Here is a 17,758-nt window from a genome sequence, read left to right on the forward strand (position 1 = left end):
GACCGTGGGAACCAGGGAACAGTAGGCGCTTTAGGCGACGCAGGAGCAGTTGCCGAGGCCTCGCAAAGAAAAGAGCTCGCCCTCGGGTGCGACAAATCGGCAGGTCGGCCGATTTGCACGACCTAGCCGCCTGTCAAGGCAGAAAACAGGGAGGTTTTTCGTGAAACCCGATTAACACAACCGTCGCGTTAGCGGCACTTTATTAGATCGATCTAACTTCAACTAATTCGTAACATCAGTTATCAGGATTAAACTCTATACTGTTTTGCTTAGTATGAGCAAGGCTTTTAATCTTCACACCAGTGCTTCAGGCAGTAAGCCGAGGATCTGGTATAAAGCGTCCGCGGCAAATGAAACGGCGTGAGTCCTGGCATTACCGCCAGCCTGATTATATATCTTCAGTTTTTTACATCTGAACCGGTTGATCGGGCAGCTCATTGATCTGAACACCCTGCCCCGGATAATGCCTGGCCAGATGTTCGCTGACAGCCCTGATACCGCTGATGACGCCTGCCTCAAACTGCCGCCGCCTGAATGCCGTCTCCATATCCTGGCAGATTGTTTCCCATCCTTGCTTGCCTACACGACTGTCTATATCCCGATCCGCAACGATTTCAACATCATGGTCTGCAAATAACAGATAAATCAGCACGCCGTTGTTCCGGGCCGTATCCCAGACCCGCAATTGAGAAAAGACATCAATGGCCCGATCACGCGCAGTCTGGTCTCTTAATAATGCTCCCCACTCAAGCGAAGCCTCTACAGCGAAACGAACCTGCCCCTGATGACCGGCCTCCGTTTGGCGGATCGCGGTTTCGATAGCCTGCATGGAGTGGGACGGAAAAGCCCGCCGAACCGTCCGGCGGTCTGTCCACAGATGCCTGATGATGCGCTTAAGATTCATAAACTTTTTAGTTCCTTTCCGTCATAGTCGGTACGGCCAAAGCAATTCGCCAATGGCCTGATGCGCCGCCACCGCCGAAGCCGCCACCGCCGCCACTGAATCCGCCGCCGCGGCCGCCGAAGCCTCCCCCATAACCTCCGCCGCCTGGCCAAATACCGCCGCTGCGCATGCCGCCCAGCGAAAACAGAAAGGCGAACAACCCCGCGATCAATGCGACCATAAAAGAACCTGCGATGAGCCAGAACAAAATCCCTACCAGACCGCCGACGATAGAAGATCCCAGCAATCGGCCGAAAATCATACGAAACAGGCCGGCGCCGATTAAAACCACCAGAAACACGATCGGCAGAAAATCTTCGAAACCGGACCAGGACACGTCTTTCCTGACCGGCGGCGGTAAAGGTTCGCCGTCAATCAGGCGGATCAGGCGGTTCACGCCGGCTTCGATGCCGCCGAAGTAATCATTCTGCTTAAAATAAGGGATGATGATCTCGCTGATCACGCGCTTGGCCACGGCATCGGGAATGACGCCCTCCAGTCCATAGCCGACTTCAATACGCAATATCCGGTCTTCCTTCGCGACCAGCAACAGCACGCCGTCATCGACGCCTTCCCTGCCCAGCTTCCACGTTTCCGCCACGCGCATGGCGTATTGCTCAATGGTCTCTGGCTGTGTTGTCGGAATGATCAGTACGGCGATCTGGCTGCCCTTGCGTGCCTCGAACTCTGCCAGCACCTGTTCAAGCTTGCTTTGTTGGGCCGGAGACAATGTGCCGGTCAGATCCGTGACCCGAGCCTGCAGAGCAGGAACGGGCACATCGGCTACAGCCAATCCTGCTGCCAGCAGAACGAGCGCTACGGCAATTGAACGCACCGCCAGAGCCAGCGCTTTCATGCCCTATGTTCAGCGGCCGGTTTCTGGGGAGGGCATTCCGGGAGGCGGCGCGTTGAAGTCGACCTTGGGCGGCGTGGTTATCGTTTGCTCATCTTCCACCGCGAACGAAGGCTTGGTTTTGTATCCGAACATCATCGCCGTCAGATTGGTCGGAAAAGAACGCACGGTTACATTGTATTCCTGTACCGCTTTAATATAGCGATTGCGTGCGACGGCGATGCGGTTCTCCGTGCCTTCCAGTTGCGCCTGCAAATCCCGGAACAGGCTGTCGGCTTTCAATTGAGGATAGTTTTCGGCCACCGCCAGCAGGCGGGTCAATGCGGAAGACAGTTCGCCCTGAGCATCCTGAAACCTGGCGAAGGCCTGCTCGTCGTTGAGCAAATCGGGAGTCGCCTGGATTGAGCCGACCCGGGCTCTGGATTCCGTGACGCGGGTCAGCACCTCTTTTTCATGGCCGGCATAGCCTTTTACCACATTAACGAGATTCGGCACCAGGTCAGCTCTGCGCTTGTACTGGTTCAGCACTTCACCCCAGCTTGCCTTGATTTGCTCGTCCGTGGCCTGAAGCGTATTGTAGCCGCAGCCGGTTAAAGACAGACTCATCAGCATGAGCCCTACCAAAAATACACTTTTGCGCATGGCATTCTCCTTAATTTAAGTTTTTCTGCTTGTGCTACAGTACGACTTGTCTTTCAGTTCATTGTAACATGAAAGCTCATCTGCTTCTGGCTGCTACATTTTTTCCCACATCACATAATTGTTATTCCGTGCCGCAGCGGCGAACAGTTCAATTAAAGGCAAAGCCCTATGCTTAAGGCTGACAATCGGCTCTTTTGACTCATCTTCCCGGATAGTTTCAGGCAATTCGGCGGGCACCGGCGTAAACGCTTCAACGGCGTTTTTCAAACGCTCAAGTGCCGCTGGAACCTCCTCAGCCGGAATGGCACTAGGCACTGTACCGCTGTGCCCCATCATTTTCAGCAACCGCTGGGCTATATCGCCAAACAGAACGATATCCGCATGCGATTTAGTCATAAATTTTACCAGCATAGACAGCTCCTGCTTGAGCGAGACATAGCCCGTTGAGTTTGTATCAATTTTTATCAGCAGGACTTACGCAGTTTACCTGTTTAACCGTTGAAACAAGCGGCTTTAAAACTTGTGGGGAGACGACTTCGCCTAGAGCGCCTACTGCTGGCAGTCGCCCATTCAGATGCAAGGCGACTGAAGTCGCCCCCACAGGCTTGCGCAAGCCCTGATCAATATATTCTTCTTCTTTTAACATATTCAGTACGCTAGCCAACATAAAAATCATCTCGTTTATGTTATTTTTTGTTAATTCTGCGTTGGAATTCCATTAGAAAACCCGTTACCAACTGAGTTAACTTGATTTGGAGGTTGATCATGGCCGACAGTGCTTCACACATAGAAAACAAATCGAAAAATGATGAAAAACTGAAAACGTTAAAAACGATAACCGCTGTTGTTTACTTGTGTCAGGTATTGGCATTTGCATTGGCAGGCTTGCCCTTCATAGTAGGCGCCTTTATTAATCTGGCGAAACGGAAAGACGCCCAGGGAACATGGCTGGAGTCCCATTTCAACTGGCAAATAAAAACCTTCTGGATCGCTTTAGCACTGTTTGCAATCAGCAGGCTCATGATGTTTATGGGCGGCAGCCTTATACTGATTGTAGCTTTACTGTGGCTGGGCTATCGCATTGCCGTGGGCTGGTATGCATTACATGACAATAAGCCCATTGATGAAAGAACACTGTAGCCCGTGCTGTCACTGGCCACCCCAAGGCTTAATGGGCACGGTGGAGATACTGCTGGCGGGGGCGCCTTCAATCAGCTTGCGGCTAATAGCGAGATAGATCAGCGTATTGCGCTTGGCGTCAAACAGACGAGAGACACGCGTTTCCTTGAAAAGCAGCGAGGTGTTTTCGCTGAAGGCGGTTTCCTCTTCAGGCAGCTTGCCATTGATCACTATCGGCCCAACCTGCTGACAGGAAATCGAAAACTGCGACGGATCCTCGGCAACGCCAAACGTGCCTTTGAGGCCGCCGGTCTTGGCCTGACTGATATGGCAAGTGACGCCCTGCACTTTGGGATCATCAAAAGCTTGCACGCACACTTTATGGTTGGCGCCGATCAGTTTCCAGGCCGTCATTACACAACCAACTTCCTCAGAGTATGCGGCGGGCATCCAAAAACTGAAAAGCAAGGCACAGTACGCAAATTTCTGTTTCATGTTAACTCCTTCGGTTGGCTTATCGATATTCCGATTGTAACAGCGGGATTTCATTGCGGGTAGCATTAAAAGCAGCCGGAAAAAACTGAACTGCGGAAATAAAATTTCATGGAGACTAACCCACCTATCCGGATGCGGCTCGCCGATCATTTTTCGTCTCAAAAATGTTAGGTCTGTAACATAAATTTTAATAAGCACATGCTAGAGTACGTTAAAGAACAGGAATTAAGCAAATCTTAAGAGTATGGCGAAGTTGGATGCGCCATAGCTAAAATGGACATGATCAGATCCAAACATAGATATATTAATGATCGACGGCGCTTTCGGCATCCACTGGAGCCTCAGTTACGGCGATCCCTTCAAGAATTTGCCAAGTGTTTTTGGGCATAGTTAGAAAGCACTATAGCAAATAAGCACCATCCTGATAGGTTGAGGATGGATTATATTAATAATACTAAAGTAGAAATTATTGTTATGAAAAACGAATTAATGAAAGTACTGGCAGCGGGTGTCCTTTTAACTGTATCCGGTTTGGCATCTGCCGAGCCTGTAGCTTTGACCGATGCTCAGATGGACAATGTTTCAGCTGGCGGTGTCTTATGTTTAGATTTGGATTCGCTAGTGGGCAGCACTCTTACCGTGGTAGACGGCGTCCTTGGATCAGTAGTCGGAACGGTTGATGCATTGTTGCCGAATGTAGATCTGCGATTAGGCGCGTCTGCCACTGTCGGCACAGCTGTATCGCTCTCTTTATAATGTAGACCATTCCGTTTAGACTAAGATGTGACGGAACGCCCCGTGCTTAAAGAAAGGCATGGGGCGTTTTTATTTTGTTTGGTTGAAAGATATTTTCCTAACATTATTTGCGTGCTGTACGATAGGATGAGGTATCAGGAACTCCCCTCACTCCCGTCAGCAAACAATTATAGAATTCGCATTGAGAATGAAATTTCCATAATGCCTTGAAAGAATTGGAAATAACCCAACTTTTTACTAGCCAGTGGAAACTGCGCCGCTCAACCGTTCTTTACGTTTGGAATGATCGATCACAAAATTTCATTGCCTTGCCTCAGATACCATGGGGGCTCCGGTGTTGCGCTCTTCGCTGTCAGCTTAGCTTGCATGAACTTTCCAAACGACTACTAAGTCTAATTATCTGTTATCGATGGATATTCTCAACCTGAAACACGGTAACGCTCCCTATCGAGAAATATTTCTGAGGAGTATCGCCATGACTAACGAAGAAACAATTTCCGTCCTCAACGATCTGATCGAAGTATCCAAGGACGGCGAACGGGAATTCCAGGATTGCGCTGAGGACGTCACTGATCCTGAGCTCTTGAATTTTTTCACTGAAAAGTCGCAACAGTGCGCCAAAGGCGCCGAGATGCTACAGGACCAAGTACGCCGCCTAGGAGGCGAACCGGAAACCGAAGGCAGTTTTTCGGGTGCCGCTCATCGAATGTGGGTAAACCTGAAAACGGCAATAACCGGTGCCGATAAAGCCTCGATACTGAAAGAATGCGAACGCGGTGAACAATATGCCGTGGAAGCGTACGAAAAAGCCTTGCAGGAAGATCTGCCTGCTGATGTTCGCCAGATAGTTGAAATGCAGCATCATGCGGTCGTAGCCAATAGGGAACGTGTGCATAGTATGTTGCAAGGCCAGATGCGATGAGCCTTGATCAATAGCTTTTTCATGTCTCTAATAGCCAGGCGTTTCGCCTGAAACGCCTGCTTTCAGCGGTCGCCATTGCCGCCACCCTCATAATCGGTCCAGGCCGAGATGCTGGGCGATAGCAAGCGCTTCCTGATGCTCCGCCATGCTGACAGGGAGGAATAGTTCCGGAATCTCGCCAGCCCGGTAGCATGGCCGCCAGCTCCTCGGCAATCACTTCGCAACCCGCTCCTTTCTGGCTGATATCCCAGTTCTGGCAGAACTCGCACGCAGATTGCAGCCGCTAAAAAAAACCGTTCCTGAGCCGTTCAGCCGCGCAACACGTCTTCTTCGCCATGATGAGGGCCGTAACTGTAAACAACGGCGCGTGCAAAGGCCGCAATCCTGCAAATGCCGACGAACAATACGAGCGCAATGTTCCCAGTCCACTGCTCTCAAAAGGTCCAGTGACCAGCTTGAAAGATATCATGAACTTTTCTAGTTGGCTTCGTGCCTGGGCTTATCAAAATGAAACACTTCTAATCATACATGGCATCAATGAGTCCTCTGCCAAATCAGTTCGCCGTTTCGGTACACTGCCTTGATACGATGCAGCGGGACGGTATGGGCCATGCCTTCGCCGTCATTCCATTCAAAAACATTGTGGCTGTCTTTGGGAAACTTGATGTCGGCAAGCGCCTTCAACATAAGGTTACACTCTATGCGGTCGTAATAGCCGATCAGAAAGTCCGCACGGCCGAACTCTTCGTCCCAGCGTATGCGGTTGAGCAGATCTTGAATAGGCATCATGATTGAAAAATTAATGCTTTCTTTATGTCAGTCTTTGACTGGCATCCGGCCGTTTTGTGCCCGGCCTCGACAAGAAATCTGCACTGCCGGTCAACAGCGAAATTCACCATGAATTAGCCATGCCGGCCTCCTTAAATTTCTACTGTTTTCTCTTAACACTTTAGTCTCTGAAAACGAATAGTGTAGAATCGATATAGTATAGAATCGATATTTTTTATACATAATAAAGAGGCATTTTTTAAGCCCATTAAACCGAGGCAATGAGATCAATGAAATACAAAAGCTGTGAAGAATTTCTGGCCCATGTGGCCCTCCAAAACCCAGGCCAGCCTGAGTTCCTGCAAGCCGTAACGGAAGTAATGGAGAGCCTGTGGCCCTACATTTCTCGCTTTCCCAAATACGCCGAGCATGGATTGCTGGACCGACTGGTCGAACCCGAGCGCATCGTCATGTTCCGTGTCGCCTGGGTTGATGACCATGGGTCCGTACAAGTCAACCGCGGCTATCGCATTCAGCACAGCATGGCTATTGGGCCCTACAAAGGGGGTTTGCGTTTCCACCCATCGGTCAACCTGTCGATTTTGAAATTCCTGGCTTTCGAGCAAACTTTCAAAAACGCGCTGACCACGCTGCCTATGGGCGGCGGCAAAGGCGGTTCCGACTTCGATCCTAAAGGCAAAAGCCCCGGTGAAGTCATGAGGTTCTGCCAGGCGTTCGTGACCGAACTGTTCCGCCACGTCGGCGCTGATACCGATGTGCCTGCAGGCGACATCGGCGTAGGCGGACGCGAAGTCGGATTTATGGCTGGCATGGTGAAAAAACTGACCAACCGGGCTGACTGCGTACTCACCGGCAAGGGGCTGAGCTTTGGCGGCTCCCTGATCCGTCCTGAAGCAACCGGCTACGGCACTGTGTATTTTGCTCAGGAGATGCTCAAGCGGAAAGGACTCTCTTTTGAAGGACTGCGCGTCAGCGTATCGGGTTCCGGCAACGTAGCCCAATACGCTGTGGAAAAAGCGATGGAACTGGGAGCCAAGGTCGTCACTGTGTCTGACTCCAGCGGCACTATTGTGGACAACGATGGTTTCACCCCTGAAAAGCTGGCCGAGCTGATGGAAGTTAAAAATCATCTCTATGGCCGTGTCAGCGATTACGCCAGACGCACGGGCAGCGAATTCCACGAGGGCATCAAGCCTTGGAGTGTGCCCGTTGATGTGGCGCTGCCCTGCGCGACTCAAAACGAACTGGATGCACTGGACGCTGCTACACTGGTCAAAAACGGCGTTAAATGCGTGGCGGAAGGCGCAAATATGCCCACTACCATCGAAGCGATTAAAATGTTTGAAGCCAACAACGTGCTCTACGCTCCAGGCAAGGCAAGTAACGCCGGCGGTGTAGCCACTTCCGGTCTGGAGATGAGCCAGAATGCCATGCGTCTGTCGTGGACCCGCGAAGAAGTCGACCATCGCCTGCTGGAAATCATGCAGGGCATCCATCAGGCCTGCGTGCAATACGGCGAGCGCGAAGACGGCAGCTTCAGCTATGTAGATGGTGCCAACGTAGCCGGCTTTGTGAAAGTGGCCGATGCCATGTTGGCACAAGGCGTCCTGTAAGGTTCAAGCGAGCCAAGCTTTGCGCCATGGCCGTGACGGCAATCTGCCGTTGCGGCCAAGCCATTGAAGCAAGCATCCGACAAGCTATGTTTAACGTCAGGCAAGTTGGCGGATGCTTGCACTCAACCGTACTGAAATTAAAAATGCTCTGCTCAAAATCACAGCGACGACTTTGCCGAATTTTTTCTTTTAATATTCATTAAGATCAGGCTGGCATTTGTTTTCCGTACAAGGTATCTTTTACGGTTATCATCTGCTTATTTTAATTATCTTGATCAAGGATCATTCCTATGCAAGCTATGCAAGCCTATTTACCCATTATTCAGGACCTGCTTTTCCAATGGTACCAATTCACCCTTGGCAATGCAGCATACGCCGCGGCTTTGGCGGCATCTGTCTGGTTGCTGACGGCCCTGTTTTATAGCATCCGCATTGCCTTCATAAACAGAAGAAATCGTGCCAAAGCAAAGGAAGCCCAAAATAGCATTGATGCCGCCCAGCAGCAGGCGCAAAAACTGCAAGAGGAACTAGGCGCCAACACCGCACGCATGGAAGAGTCGGAGATCGTTGCCAATAAGGCAACTCAACGGGCATTGGATCTCGAAAAACGCATTACCGAGCACAATGTGAAGTTAGCCGATAGCCTTCGGACCTTAACGATCAGTTTTAATCTGGACAGGCCAGCCTCAGCTACCGAAGGTGAGCTTGAGATGGAAGGCTTGTTGCAACAATACAGCGCCGTCATTGCGCAATTAACCGAACGTTTGCGTGCCGAGCAACAAACCAAAACCGAGCTGCAACAGGCTTATCAGACAGAAACAGCCAAACTGACCGAAAAAGAAACGCTGCTGGAAACGTTGCAAGCCCAAGTGGATGCACAAACCCAACAGCTCGCCGGACTGAGAGAACAAAATGCCTCGCTGCAACAGCAAATCTCAGACAGCGCACAGAACCAGCAGGCCAATCTTGCGCGCCTTGCTGAGTTAGAGCGACTGGCAGTCGAATGGGCACATGCGAAAACACAGCAATTACAGCTGGAAGAAAAAATATTTGCGCAAAACGTCCTGATTGCACAACTGCAAAAAGACACACCAATTGAACCGCCTGTTGTTGAAGAACAGCAATCTGCTCCGGTTGAATTTGAACAGTCTTTGGCCGAAGCGCCTGCCGAACCCGTCGAGATCGAACAACTGTCCTTGGCGCCCTCTGAAAATCACATCAATGATGTAAACGGCAAAATCAAACACATATTTGGCGGCGCCAAGCAAACAACAGCAAAACTGGACGAGAGAACCGACAGCGAGCCTGCTGCAATCGATAAAGCAACTGAAGAGCTCCAGCCAGTTTTCGTTGAAAGCAATATAGAAGCTGTCCAGACAGAAACCGTTCAGGCCGAGCCTGCCCGACAGACACCACAGCCTCTGGAAGATAAAACGGCGCCCAAACTGACCGGCAAATTCAAGCATATGTTTGGAAACGCTATGCAGCAGATAGCCAAACTGGATGAAAAATTGACCGGCGAGACAGCTCCGGCCAATAAATCCGCCGAGGAGCCCCAGCCTGTCCTGATGGAAGATGTCAGAAGCGATATTCAATCTGAATCTCCAAGCAAGGATCATCAGCCATCCGATGCCGTTAAGGCAAGAGCCGACAGTGTAAGCGGAAAAGTCAAAAACCTGTTCGGAACTCTGAAATCCGCCACAGAGGCGCCACAGCCTGCTCAGACAAAACAAGCTGAACCGGAAACGCTGGCCGAGTTGGCTGCAAGGCAGCAGAACAATCAGGCTAACGGCACTGGCGGGGAAAACAAGAAAATCCCAACGCAATTAAAAAGCCTTTTTAGTAAACTCCAGCCCCGCGCCTAAATTTTAGGCCGCCCAAATCTGCTTCATGCAGATTTGTCTCTAGCTTATAACGTTGTCAAAATGGACAGGAAGCCATTTTGACAACGCACGCTAGCCGTGCAACGGACTAATGAGCCTCTATCCCATCGTACATTAAAAAAGGGGAAAGCCCATGCAGTTGCCTATCATCGTTAAACGCCCGTTCAGAATCATTGCTCACCGTGGCGCATCTGCCTATACGCCCGAAAACACATGGCCCGCTTTTAAATTGGCCATGGAGATGGGCGTTAAGGACGTCGAGCTTGACGTTCAACTGTCATCAGATGGTGAAGTGGTGATATGCCACGACTTGTCGTTGGAGCGCTATGGCCACTCAGGCCATGTCGAAGCCATGAGCTGGCCGGAGCTGTCGCAGCTGGATATGGGATCATGGTTCTCGCCCTATTTGTTTCATGGCGAAAAACTATTACGGCTCCAGGACCTGTTTAAGAAATACAGTTCCGAAATTACCTATCATATAGAGTTAAAAGGAAAATCCGGCAAACTGCCCGATCAGGTTTACCGTATTATCGAGGAATTTAATTTAAGCAACCGCGTCATCATTATAAGTTTTTCATACGAACACCTGAAACAAATCAGAGCTATTGCTCCCTGTTTACAGTTAGGCTGGCTGGTTCAGCAAATAGATGATGAGGCGCTTTCAAAAGCCAGAGCACTTGAATTATTTCAAATCTGTCCTCGCGCGGACCTGCTTAAGGAAACAGCTGTCCATCTTGCCCATTCAGTTGTGCCCGAGATCAGAACCTGGGGCCTAAACGGGAGGCGTAAGAAAGTCCTGGCACTGATACAAAAGACCATCGATGCGGGTTGCGATGGCGCTACAGTTAATTGGCCGGACTGGATTTCGTATTGAGTCAAGCCGGATATTTACAAAAAACTGCCGACCATAAATGCTTGAACCAGCGTCCGACATTTTTCACTTTCGGCTGTCAATTTTTACCGGATTAAAAGCAAATAATTGGTGAGGAGAATGACATATCAATTAATTGTTTATAGTCAATTTTGACGCGACTCGCTGGTAAATATTCAGTGCTTTTTCACATATAAATTGCAAGACGGCAATAATGCCGGCATGCCAGACTGAAAGTCCAAACAGAACAATGAATAGTTAAAGGGAGTGACTCAGAAAACTAACATTCAGAATAAGCTGCAAATATAAAACAGACTGATCGAAACCAAAAAATAAATGAATCCTCTGCCAAAGTAGCGTTCGGCCATCCCGTTTGACCGGCATAATTGATGACATATTAATCTTTAAGCTAGCGAAGATACAAACCACTTCATCCTATCTGACTATATTGTCGTTTTTCATTACTAGTGGTCCAAGGCCGTTCCACTCATTATCAAACAGCAAGCGACCGCAATTATTTGGCTATTTCTCCTGATCATTCTCATAAATGGAAAAGCAGAGTAATTTGCTTTTTATATGCGTCTTTAGGATTAAGACTTTGCAGCACAAATGGTTAGCCTCTATTTCATCCATAACTTCCTATATTTCTTCATCATAATCCTGATTTTCACAAAAAAACTTATAGATTTCTTGCAATGTTTTTTAGTTGATTCCTGATATTGTCGTTTTTCATTGTAAAAATGGAAATAGAGATTAATCTGTATTTCAGTTTGCGCAGCTTTTCACACGCCTTCAGGTATATATTTTCAAGCTTTAAACCACGCCAGATTTATTGATCCGTGTCAGTCAATAATTACATGGTTATACGTCATTAATTGTATTTTAATCAGACTGTCCTAAACTTGTTATAAATTTATAGTTCTTTCTACTTTTACAACTTTCTGAACTACATTTTGAAAACAAAGTCGCCTGTACTTACAGGTAGGAAATGGATCAATTTAAACTTTGCACAAACCATGCTAAATAATCAATTTTTTCACGAAAATTAGCCAATACTTTGATAATATTAATAAAAAAGCTTTTATTAGCAAAAATTAAATCATTAAATTTTCATTCTGTGAACTCAATCACATTTCCACAATAAATTTTATTACTCTTCCGCACAATAATTCACTCTTAATATTAAATAAATGAAATAAGTAATATAACGTATATGCAATTTAGCATCATTTCCCTAAAATTTTTACCATTGTTTGGAATCTTAAAAACTTCTAAAAACTAAAAAAATGATAGAACATTCATGGCTTAGCACTAAGGAAGCAGCACAACTACTCGACGTCAGCCAGCGCACCATCCAGAATTGGGTCGACACCGGCAAACTGAAATCAACCAAAACCTTGGGCGGACATCGGCGTTTAATGCGCAGCGATGTCGAGGGATTTCTGGTTTTGCGGACATCGACCGTGCCCGCCGCCCTGCCGGCGATGGCAGCGGAACCGCCTGCGGCCGATGAATTGAGAGTGCTGATTGTTGAGGACGATCGGACGCTCTTGCGGCTCTATGAGCTGAAATTCGGCGAATTTACCGTTCCTCACCAACTGTTTCTGGCCGCCAACGGCTATCAGGGCCTGCTGCTCGCCGGCAAGCACTGTCCGCATTTGGTCATTGCCGATCTGAACATGCCGGAAATGAACGGCTTGCAGTTGATTCAGGAGATCAGGAAGACGGCTGATATGAAAGACAGCAAAATCATCGTAGCGACTGGACTGAAGGCCGCCGACATCATGAAAATGGGCACCTTGCCGGAAGACATCATGATTCTACCCAAGCCCATCCCTTTCCAGACCCTGGAAACCATTCTTTACCAGCAATCCTGTATATTTCTCAAACAGAGTCTGATGTAGCTGTACTAGAAACGCACCGGATTTCCTCCATCTAATGCCGATATAAAAACGCTAAGCGATAGGTTTTACTTATCAGGCAGATTTGGAGAGGAATCCGACACAGCTATTAAACGAATAGATATAGTTAGAAAGAAAACTGCTCTTTCGAGTGAAATCGCCCCGTTTCTCATGAAATGAAACATCTGAATTTTCCATTTGCAATACGGCTGCGGCGATGATTCCTGACTCATAAACTGGAGCCCATAAACCGCAACCGTTTTATTTCAGTATAAACGCGCCTTGAGTAACGGTCTAAGCAGATAATTGAGTACTGTCCGCTTGCCGCTCTGAATATCCACTTCAGCAATCATACCCGGCTTGATCGGCAAGACCTCGTCGCCCTTTTTCAGATAACTGCTCTTAGTCCGAATCAATATCTTATAGAAAGGCTCTTTGCCGCGGATGGTCTCCTCTTCAATGGTGTCTGGACTGATTTGTTCTAGAGTGCCGGAAATATCACCGTACACAGTGTAATCATACGCGGTGATCTTGACTCGTGCCGGCATGCCTGGCACAAGGAAAGCTACATCCCGGGGCTTCACCTTGGCTTCGACCAGGAGCTGCTCATCGATTGGAGTGACCTCCATGATTGGCTCACCAGGCTGAATGACGCCTCCTTTGGTGGTAATCAGGATATCGTTGACTCGCCCTTTGACCGGTGAAACCACCTGGGTACGGCTCAGCTGATCTTTGCGCTGCAACAGATTCTGTTCAAGCTCGCTGAGTTCGGCTTTTTTATTGGCCAGTTCAGTATAAGCCTCTTGAAAATAAGCGTTATTGACTTCAGAAATTTTCCCGTTAAGTGAAGCTATCTCCTTGCTCAAGCGCAATGCCTCCATTTCGCTGGCGGCGCGGGAGGCCACTAGCGGTTCGATCACACTCAACTGTTTACGCGCTAACGCCAATTCGGAATTGAGTGAATGAAGAGACTCTTGAAGCTTTTCGCGCCGCGCTCTGAATAACGCAGCTTCGGTAGCGGCAAAATGGCTCTTGGCCGGGACGCTGCGGGGAAACCTGATACTGTCCTTGTGCAGTGTCTCGGCTTCCAGCCTGGCGATGGCGGCCGCCAAGGCTTCCGCATGACTCTTGCTTTCCATGTAGGCTGAATTGAACCGGGTATTGTCCAGCTTGACCAATAACTGCCCCGCTTCCACCACGTCGCCCTCCTTAACCATCAACTGCTCAAGAATCCCGCCCTCAAGGCTCTGGATCTTCTGTATACGGCTGAAAGGCACCACTCGGCCATCGCCGCGCGTTACCTCATCGAGCTCGGCCCAATTGGCCCAGGCGACAAAACTCACGATACTCACTAGGCAGGCCCAAAAGATAGGTCGCGAGGATGGATGCTCCATGGCGTGCTGCGGGTCGCCAAGCGAACGCAGCAATACATACTCAGAAGGTTTACTGGCTTTCATAGGGAGTTCTCCGTCACTTTAACCTGATTGCCATTGACGATGCTGGTCAAAGGGCCGTCCATGACAACACGTCCCTGCCGTAAAACCAGTGCACGTTCGGTCAGTGTCAGCAGTGCGCGCTTATGCGTAGATAGTATGAGCGTGCGTCCTTTCAGCCAGGTCTGCAGGTACTGAACCACCCGAGCCTCATTTTCATTATCGAACGCTGCAGTCGGCTCGTCCAGCAGAACAATCCGCGGATCCTGCAACAGCAGACGAGCAAGGGCTATGGCCTGCCGCTGTCCGCCGGACACGCTGTTATTGCCTTCAAGCAGCATATCCAAACCCAACGGGTGAGCCCTGACAAAGGCGCCCAAACCCACGCCGTCCAAGGCGGCAAACAGTTCGTCATCCGTCTGTCCTGCATTGTCCGGGATCAGATTGTCGCGCAACGTACCGTAAAACAGCACAGTGTCCTGAGGCAGATAACCGATCGCTTGGCGTAGATCCGCCGGATCGATCTGGCTGATGCTAAGATCTTCCAACAGGATGCGTCCTTCATTGGGCGTAGTCAGTCCGGCAAGCAGGCGCAATAATGTAGATTTGCCGGCGCCGTTGCCGCCAAGCAGCGCCACATGTGTTCCCGGTTGGATCTCCAGCTGCGGGATGTTCAAAGCAGGAGGACCGTCCGACTGATAATTCAAACGCACTTCCTCAATACGATAGTGCCCACGCAGTGCATGACTGCGGGCGAACCGGCGACCGAACGGACGCTCAACCGGTGCGGCCATCAGAGTGTCCAGCCCTTCCATGGCAACCTTGACATGCTGCCAGCGAGCCAGGATACCAGCGACTTGAGCGATGGGAGCAATAGTACGCCCTGCCAGAATCGAGCAGGCAAACAATGCACCAACGGTCATTTCACCCGCGCTGATCTGGTACACGCCCACGATTATCACACCAACATAACAAAACTGTTGCGTCATGGAGGCCGCATAACCAAGCAAGGCGGTGATGGAACGTGCCTTGACTTCCGCGCTGGAGAGTTCTGCCGTCAGGTTTTCCCACATTTGCAGCAGTCGCCCCTCGGCCCTACTGGCCTTGATTGTTTCCAGATTCTCGATGGCCTCCAGCAGTACGCCGTTCTTGATGGCTCCTTCACGCAAGTGTTGCCGGGATAATCGAGCCAGAATGGGCTGGGCGAGTAGCCCAGGCAGTAACATCAGCCAGAATGCTGCGAATGGCACCCAAACCACGGGGCCACCAATGAGAAAGATCACGCCCAGGAACAACAGGACGAAAGGTATGTCGCTAATGGCCGATATTGTGGTCGAGGTTAAAAAATCGCGCACCGACTCGAATTCGCGGACTTGGCTGCTAAAAGCGCCCATCGAAGCTGGCTTGGACTGCAGCCGTATCTGGAGAACTTGTTCGAACAGTCGGGAAGACAACAACAAATCCAGGCGTTTACCGGTAACATCCAGCATATGAGCCCGCAGACTCCGTAGCACGAATTCCAGAGCTATAGCTATAGATACGCCACTGGCGAGTATCCATAGCGAATCGAAAGCGTCATTCGGTACTACGCGGTCATAGACCTGCATGCCGAACAATGCGGAGGAAATGGCAAGCAAGTTGCCCATCAGGGCAGCGAGACCGGCAGCGCCATAATCACGCCAACTCGCTCTGATGGGACCTTTTAGCCAGTGTTCCTGCTCTTCCCGGGCAAAATTGCCCGCTCGCTCATCAGGACGATAACGAGGCCGGGCGAACAGTGCAGTGCCACTGTACAGGCTATCCAATTCGTCCAGACTCATAGTCAGTTCGCCACCGCCACTCTCAGGATCAAGCAGAAGCGCTTGCCCTAACTGATGCTCAACCAGCAGCAGGGTGCGGCCATCCCGCAACAGTAGCAATGCTGGCAGCAACCGTGAACTAATCTCCTGAAGCGGATAATTCACGACACGGGCAGTGATTCCCACTCGGCGCAAGGCGCGAGAAACCAGCCTGAGCGGTAAACGCCCCTGCTCCAAAGCCAGCCCCTCGCTCAGCTCGGCGATACTGACTGTATAGCCGAAGTGGCGGCATAGCAAAACCAGCCCTTCGCGCAACGGATCCTCCGTCCGTGACGCCTGATAACTGTCCAGGGCTGTGTTGTTGGTAAGTTGTTGGTTATCTTTCATGGCGTGACTGTTTCAGACAAGCGCCCTTCCAGCAATGGCACCAACTGGCCCAGTTGGGCTGCTGTACGGTATTGCACTCGTTTGCGTTCGTATTGCAGATTGATTAATTGGCGCTCCGCATCGAAGCGCTCCTGATGAATGTTCAGTAGTTCGGTCATGTTGCGCAAGCCGACGACAAACTGCTCCTGATAGACTGAGCTGACATCTACGCCGTTTTTTATCTGCTCGTTAAGCGATTTTTCACGATCTTTCAAGGCAGATTCGTTCTCAAACAATGCTAGAATCTTGCGGCGGATATCGCGCTGTTTAGCGCCCGAATCCCACTTGGCGGCCTCGAGACGCTGGCGGGCGGCATCAGTACGCTTAAAATTGGACAAGCCCTGGAAAGGGTCTATTTTTACCCGCAAGGAGACAATCTGGTCATCGGTCATCTCACCACCGATCGGCCGACGCGTCACCGTGCCTTCCAGATCCAGCTCCGGAAGCAGCCTTGCATCGGCTTCATGCACCTTGGCTTCTTCGATAGCCTGCTTTTCCTTTGCCTGGCGATAGATCGGCGAGTCCATAATGGCTCTCTCCAGCGTATCCTTATCTGCCAGCCGTTGGGAAAACGATTCGAGAGCCGGTTCATCCAGCGCCTCTGCCGGCTCCCCGATCAATTCCTGGTATTGTTGCCTGGCATTTTGTAAATTGCCTTGCTCGATCGCAAGCTGCTCACGGGCTCGAGCCAGTTCCAGGCCGACTCGGCCCTGCTCGCTTCGATCCTCATAGCCTGCCTCGCCTCTTTTTTGGCTCAATTTGTTCAGTTCCTCCAAGCGTTCAATATGGCCGTTCACCGTCTCGATCCGTTGCTCATACGCAAGCACATCAAGATAGCTCTCGCTGATATCCAGAGCAGCGTCCTCGCGCATTATCAGTAGAGACTCCGTCTCTTGGCGCATATTCGCCGAAGCGCTATCGACCTGGCTTTCCACCCGCCCCCAGTCATACAGCATTTGCGTGGCGGTGAGGTTGTAATTATAGCTCAGATTGCTCCTTAAGCTTTGCGTGGGGCCGATTGACGCTTCCAGTTTGGGATAATAACCGGCCTCGGCGATATCGACTTCGGTCGTGGCTTGTTCTACCCTGGCCATGGCCGACTTGACATCAGGATGGATGGCCAACCCCTGGTGCACAGCGTCCACCAGGGTAATCGCGCAAGCCGGTTGTGATGGCGCCAGCAACATCAGACAAGTGCCAAGAGCCAGGCCATAATGCACCTTGCTCCTGGTCATGGTAGACGTATGACTGATGATATGGGCCGCCTCGCTGAGCGGCCCGTTCGCAATCGCGGTGATTTCAGTGTTTGTCAC

Annotated in this window: 17 protein-coding genes; 7 read left to right on the top strand and 10 right to left on the bottom strand. The window is 50.3% G+C overall.

Features of this window, described 5'->3' with window-relative positions; all coding sequences use genetic code 11:
• Positions 1–406 precede the first annotated feature (406 nt).
• From ACTNE6_RS14755 to ACTNE6_RS14775, 5 genes are all read right to left on the bottom strand, one after another.
• Positions 407–904: a TPM domain-containing protein gene (locus ACTNE6_RS14755; protein ID WP_442497270.1), complete on the bottom strand. Its 498-nt coding sequence runs from the start codon at positions 902–904 to the stop codon at positions 407–409.
• Positions 905–911: 7 nt separating this feature from the next.
• On the bottom strand, positions 912–1,799 hold the full coding sequence (locus ACTNE6_RS14760) for a TPM domain-containing protein (RefSeq protein ID WP_442497271.1): 888 nt from the start codon (positions 1,797–1,799) through the stop codon (positions 912–914).
• A gap of 9 nt (positions 1,800–1,808) precedes the next feature.
• Positions 1,809–2,438, bottom strand: coding sequence for a LemA family protein (locus tag ACTNE6_RS14765; protein ID WP_194970685.1), 630 nt, complete (start codon positions 2,436–2,438; stop codon positions 1,809–1,811).
• A 93-nt stretch (positions 2,439–2,531) separates the two neighbouring features.
• Positions 2,532–2,849: a DUF1840 domain-containing protein gene (locus ACTNE6_RS14770; RefSeq protein WP_194970684.1), complete on the bottom strand. Its 318-nt coding sequence runs from the start codon at positions 2,847–2,849 to the stop codon at positions 2,532–2,534.
• Positions 2,850–2,892: 43 nt separating this feature from the next.
• Positions 2,893–3,105, bottom strand: a complete 213-nt coding sequence (locus tag ACTNE6_RS14775) for a hypothetical protein (protein WP_442497272.1) — start codon at positions 3,103–3,105, stop codon at positions 2,893–2,895.
• Positions 3,106–3,203: 98 nt separating this feature from the next.
• Between ACTNE6_RS14775 and ACTNE6_RS14780 the strand changes: the two genes are divergently transcribed.
• Positions 3,204–3,578 carry a DUF4870 family protein gene (locus ACTNE6_RS14780; protein ID WP_194970715.1) on the top strand — a complete coding sequence of 125 codons (375 nt, stop codon included), beginning with the start codon at positions 3,204–3,206 and terminating at the stop codon, positions 3,576–3,578.
• A 9-nt stretch (positions 3,579–3,587) separates the two neighbouring features.
• On the opposite strand, the gene ACTNE6_RS14785 is transcribed toward ACTNE6_RS14780, so the two are convergent.
• Positions 3,588–4,052: a CreA family protein gene (locus tag ACTNE6_RS14785; protein ID WP_331818076.1), complete on the bottom strand. Its 465-nt coding sequence runs from the start codon at positions 4,050–4,052 to the stop codon at positions 3,588–3,590.
• Between the two features lie 435 nt (positions 4,053–4,487).
• Here ACTNE6_RS14785 and ACTNE6_RS14790 point away from each other — a divergent pair, with 435 nt between their 5' ends.
• Both ACTNE6_RS14790 and ACTNE6_RS14795 read left to right on the top strand, forming a co-directional pair.
• Complete coding sequence (locus ACTNE6_RS14790) at positions 4,488–4,808, top strand: hypothetical protein (RefSeq protein ID WP_194970681.1); 321 nt, start codon at positions 4,488–4,490, stop codon at positions 4,806–4,808.
• A gap of 475 nt (positions 4,809–5,283) precedes the next feature.
• Positions 5,284–5,730 carry a PA2169 family four-helix-bundle protein gene (locus ACTNE6_RS14795; RefSeq protein ID WP_194970680.1) on the top strand — a complete coding sequence of 149 codons (447 nt, stop codon included), beginning with the start codon at positions 5,284–5,286 and terminating at the stop codon, positions 5,728–5,730.
• A gap of 534 nt (positions 5,731–6,264) precedes the next feature.
• Here ACTNE6_RS14795 and ACTNE6_RS14800 read toward each other — a convergent pair.
• On the bottom strand, positions 6,265–6,519 hold the full coding sequence (locus ACTNE6_RS14800) for a DUF504 domain-containing protein (protein WP_194970679.1): 255 nt from the start codon (positions 6,517–6,519) through the stop codon (positions 6,265–6,267).
• 269 nt (positions 6,520–6,788) lie between these two features.
• Here ACTNE6_RS14800 and gdhA point away from each other — a divergent pair, with 269 nt between their 5' ends.
• The 4 genes from gdhA to ACTNE6_RS14820 all read left to right on the top strand — a co-directional run bounded on the left by gdhA (position 6,789) and on the right by ACTNE6_RS14820 (position 12,790).
• Positions 6,789–8,132, top strand: coding sequence for an NADP-specific glutamate dehydrogenase (gene gdhA, locus ACTNE6_RS14805; RefSeq protein WP_442497273.1), 1,344 nt, complete (start codon positions 6,789–6,791; stop codon positions 8,130–8,132).
• 290 nt (positions 8,133–8,422) lie between these two features.
• Positions 8,423–9,997 carry a hypothetical protein gene (locus ACTNE6_RS14810; protein WP_442497274.1) on the top strand — a complete coding sequence of 525 codons (1,575 nt, stop codon included), beginning with the start codon at positions 8,423–8,425 and terminating at the stop codon, positions 9,995–9,997.
• 151 nt (positions 9,998–10,148) lie between these two features.
• Positions 10,149–10,889: a glycerophosphodiester phosphodiesterase gene (locus ACTNE6_RS14815; RefSeq protein ID WP_442497275.1), complete on the top strand. Its 741-nt coding sequence runs from the start codon at positions 10,149–10,151 to the stop codon at positions 10,887–10,889.
• A 1,283-nt stretch (positions 10,890–12,172) separates the two neighbouring features.
• A complete protein-coding gene (locus tag ACTNE6_RS14820) occupies positions 12,173–12,790 on the top strand; it encodes a response regulator (protein WP_434485215.1) in 618 nt (205 codons plus the stop codon).
• Positions 12,791–13,053: 263 nt separating this feature from the next.
• Here the strand turns inward: ACTNE6_RS14820 and ACTNE6_RS14825 are convergent, their stop codons facing one another.
• From ACTNE6_RS14825 to ACTNE6_RS14835, 3 genes are read right to left on the bottom strand one after another with little or no spacing between them, the layout of a single operon-like run.
• Positions 13,054–14,244, bottom strand: coding sequence for an HlyD family efflux transporter periplasmic adaptor subunit (locus ACTNE6_RS14825; protein WP_442497276.1), 1,191 nt, complete (start codon positions 14,242–14,244; stop codon positions 13,054–13,056).
• On the bottom strand, positions 14,241–16,406 hold the full coding sequence (locus ACTNE6_RS14830; protein ID WP_442497277.1) for a type I secretion system permease/ATPase: 2,166 nt from the start codon (positions 16,404–16,406) through the stop codon (positions 14,241–14,243). Before ACTNE6_RS14830 ends, ACTNE6_RS14825 begins: the two co-directional genes overlap by 4 nt.
• Entirely contained in the window at positions 16,403–17,758 is a 1,356-nt protein-coding gene (locus tag ACTNE6_RS14835; protein WP_442497278.1) for a TolC family protein, read from the bottom strand. Before ACTNE6_RS14835 ends, ACTNE6_RS14830 begins: the two co-directional genes overlap by 4 nt.

The organism is Methylobacter sp. sgz302048, assembly GCF_052162025.1.
Lineage (GTDB): Bacteria > Pseudomonadota > Gammaproteobacteria > Methylococcales > Methylomonadaceae > Methylobacter.

Bases quoted from the DNA above. Each gene is read 5' to 3' on its own strand.
- ACTNE6_RS14780 (WP_194970715.1), top strand. From the start codon at position 3,204: ATGGCCGACAGTGCTTCACACATAGAAAACAAATCGAAAAATGATGAA.
- ACTNE6_RS14765 (WP_194970685.1), bottom strand. From the start codon at position 2,438: ATGCGCAAAAGTGTATTTTTGGTAGGGCTCATGCTGATGAGTCTGTCT.
- ACTNE6_RS14775 (WP_442497272.1), bottom strand. From the start codon at position 3,105: ATGTTGGCTAGCGTACTGAATATGTTAAAAGAAGAAGAATATATTGAT.
- ACTNE6_RS14830 (WP_442497277.1), bottom strand. From the start codon at position 16,406: ATGAAAGATAACCAACAACTTACCAACAACACAGCCCTGGACAGTTAT.
- ACTNE6_RS14760 (WP_442497271.1), bottom strand. From the start codon at position 1,799: ATGAAAGCGCTGGCTCTGGCGGTGCGTTCAATTGCCGTAGCGCTCGTT.
- ACTNE6_RS14815 (WP_442497275.1), top strand. From the start codon at position 10,149: ATGCAGTTGCCTATCATCGTTAAACGCCCGTTCAGAATCATTGCTCAC.
- ACTNE6_RS14810 (WP_442497274.1), top strand. From the start codon at position 8,423: ATGCAAGCTATGCAAGCCTATTTACCCATTATTCAGGACCTGCTTTTC.
- ACTNE6_RS14755 (WP_442497270.1), bottom strand. From the start codon at position 904: ATGAATCTTAAGCGCATCATCAGGCATCTGTGGACAGACCGCCGGACG.
- ACTNE6_RS14770 (WP_194970684.1), bottom strand. From the start codon at position 2,849: ATGCTGGTAAAATTTATGACTAAATCGCATGCGGATATCGTTCTGTTT.
- ACTNE6_RS14800 (WP_194970679.1), bottom strand. From the start codon at position 6,519: ATGATGCCTATTCAAGATCTGCTCAACCGCATACGCTGGGACGAAGAG.
- ACTNE6_RS14825 (WP_442497276.1), bottom strand. From the start codon at position 14,244: ATGAAAGCCAGTAAACCTTCTGAGTATGTATTGCTGCGTTCGCTTGGC.
- gdhA (WP_442497273.1), top strand. From the start codon at position 6,789: ATGAAATACAAAAGCTGTGAAGAATTTCTGGCCCATGTGGCCCTCCAA.
- ACTNE6_RS14790 (WP_194970681.1), top strand. From the start codon at position 4,488: ATGGATTATATTAATAATACTAAAGTAGAAATTATTGTTATGAAAAAC.
- ACTNE6_RS14820 (WP_434485215.1), top strand. From the start codon at position 12,173: ATGATAGAACATTCATGGCTTAGCACTAAGGAAGCAGCACAACTACTC.
- ACTNE6_RS14785 (WP_331818076.1), bottom strand. From the start codon at position 4,052: ATGAAACAGAAATTTGCGTACTGTGCCTTGCTTTTCAGTTTTTGGATG.
- ACTNE6_RS14795 (WP_194970680.1), top strand. From the start codon at position 5,284: ATGACTAACGAAGAAACAATTTCCGTCCTCAACGATCTGATCGAAGTA.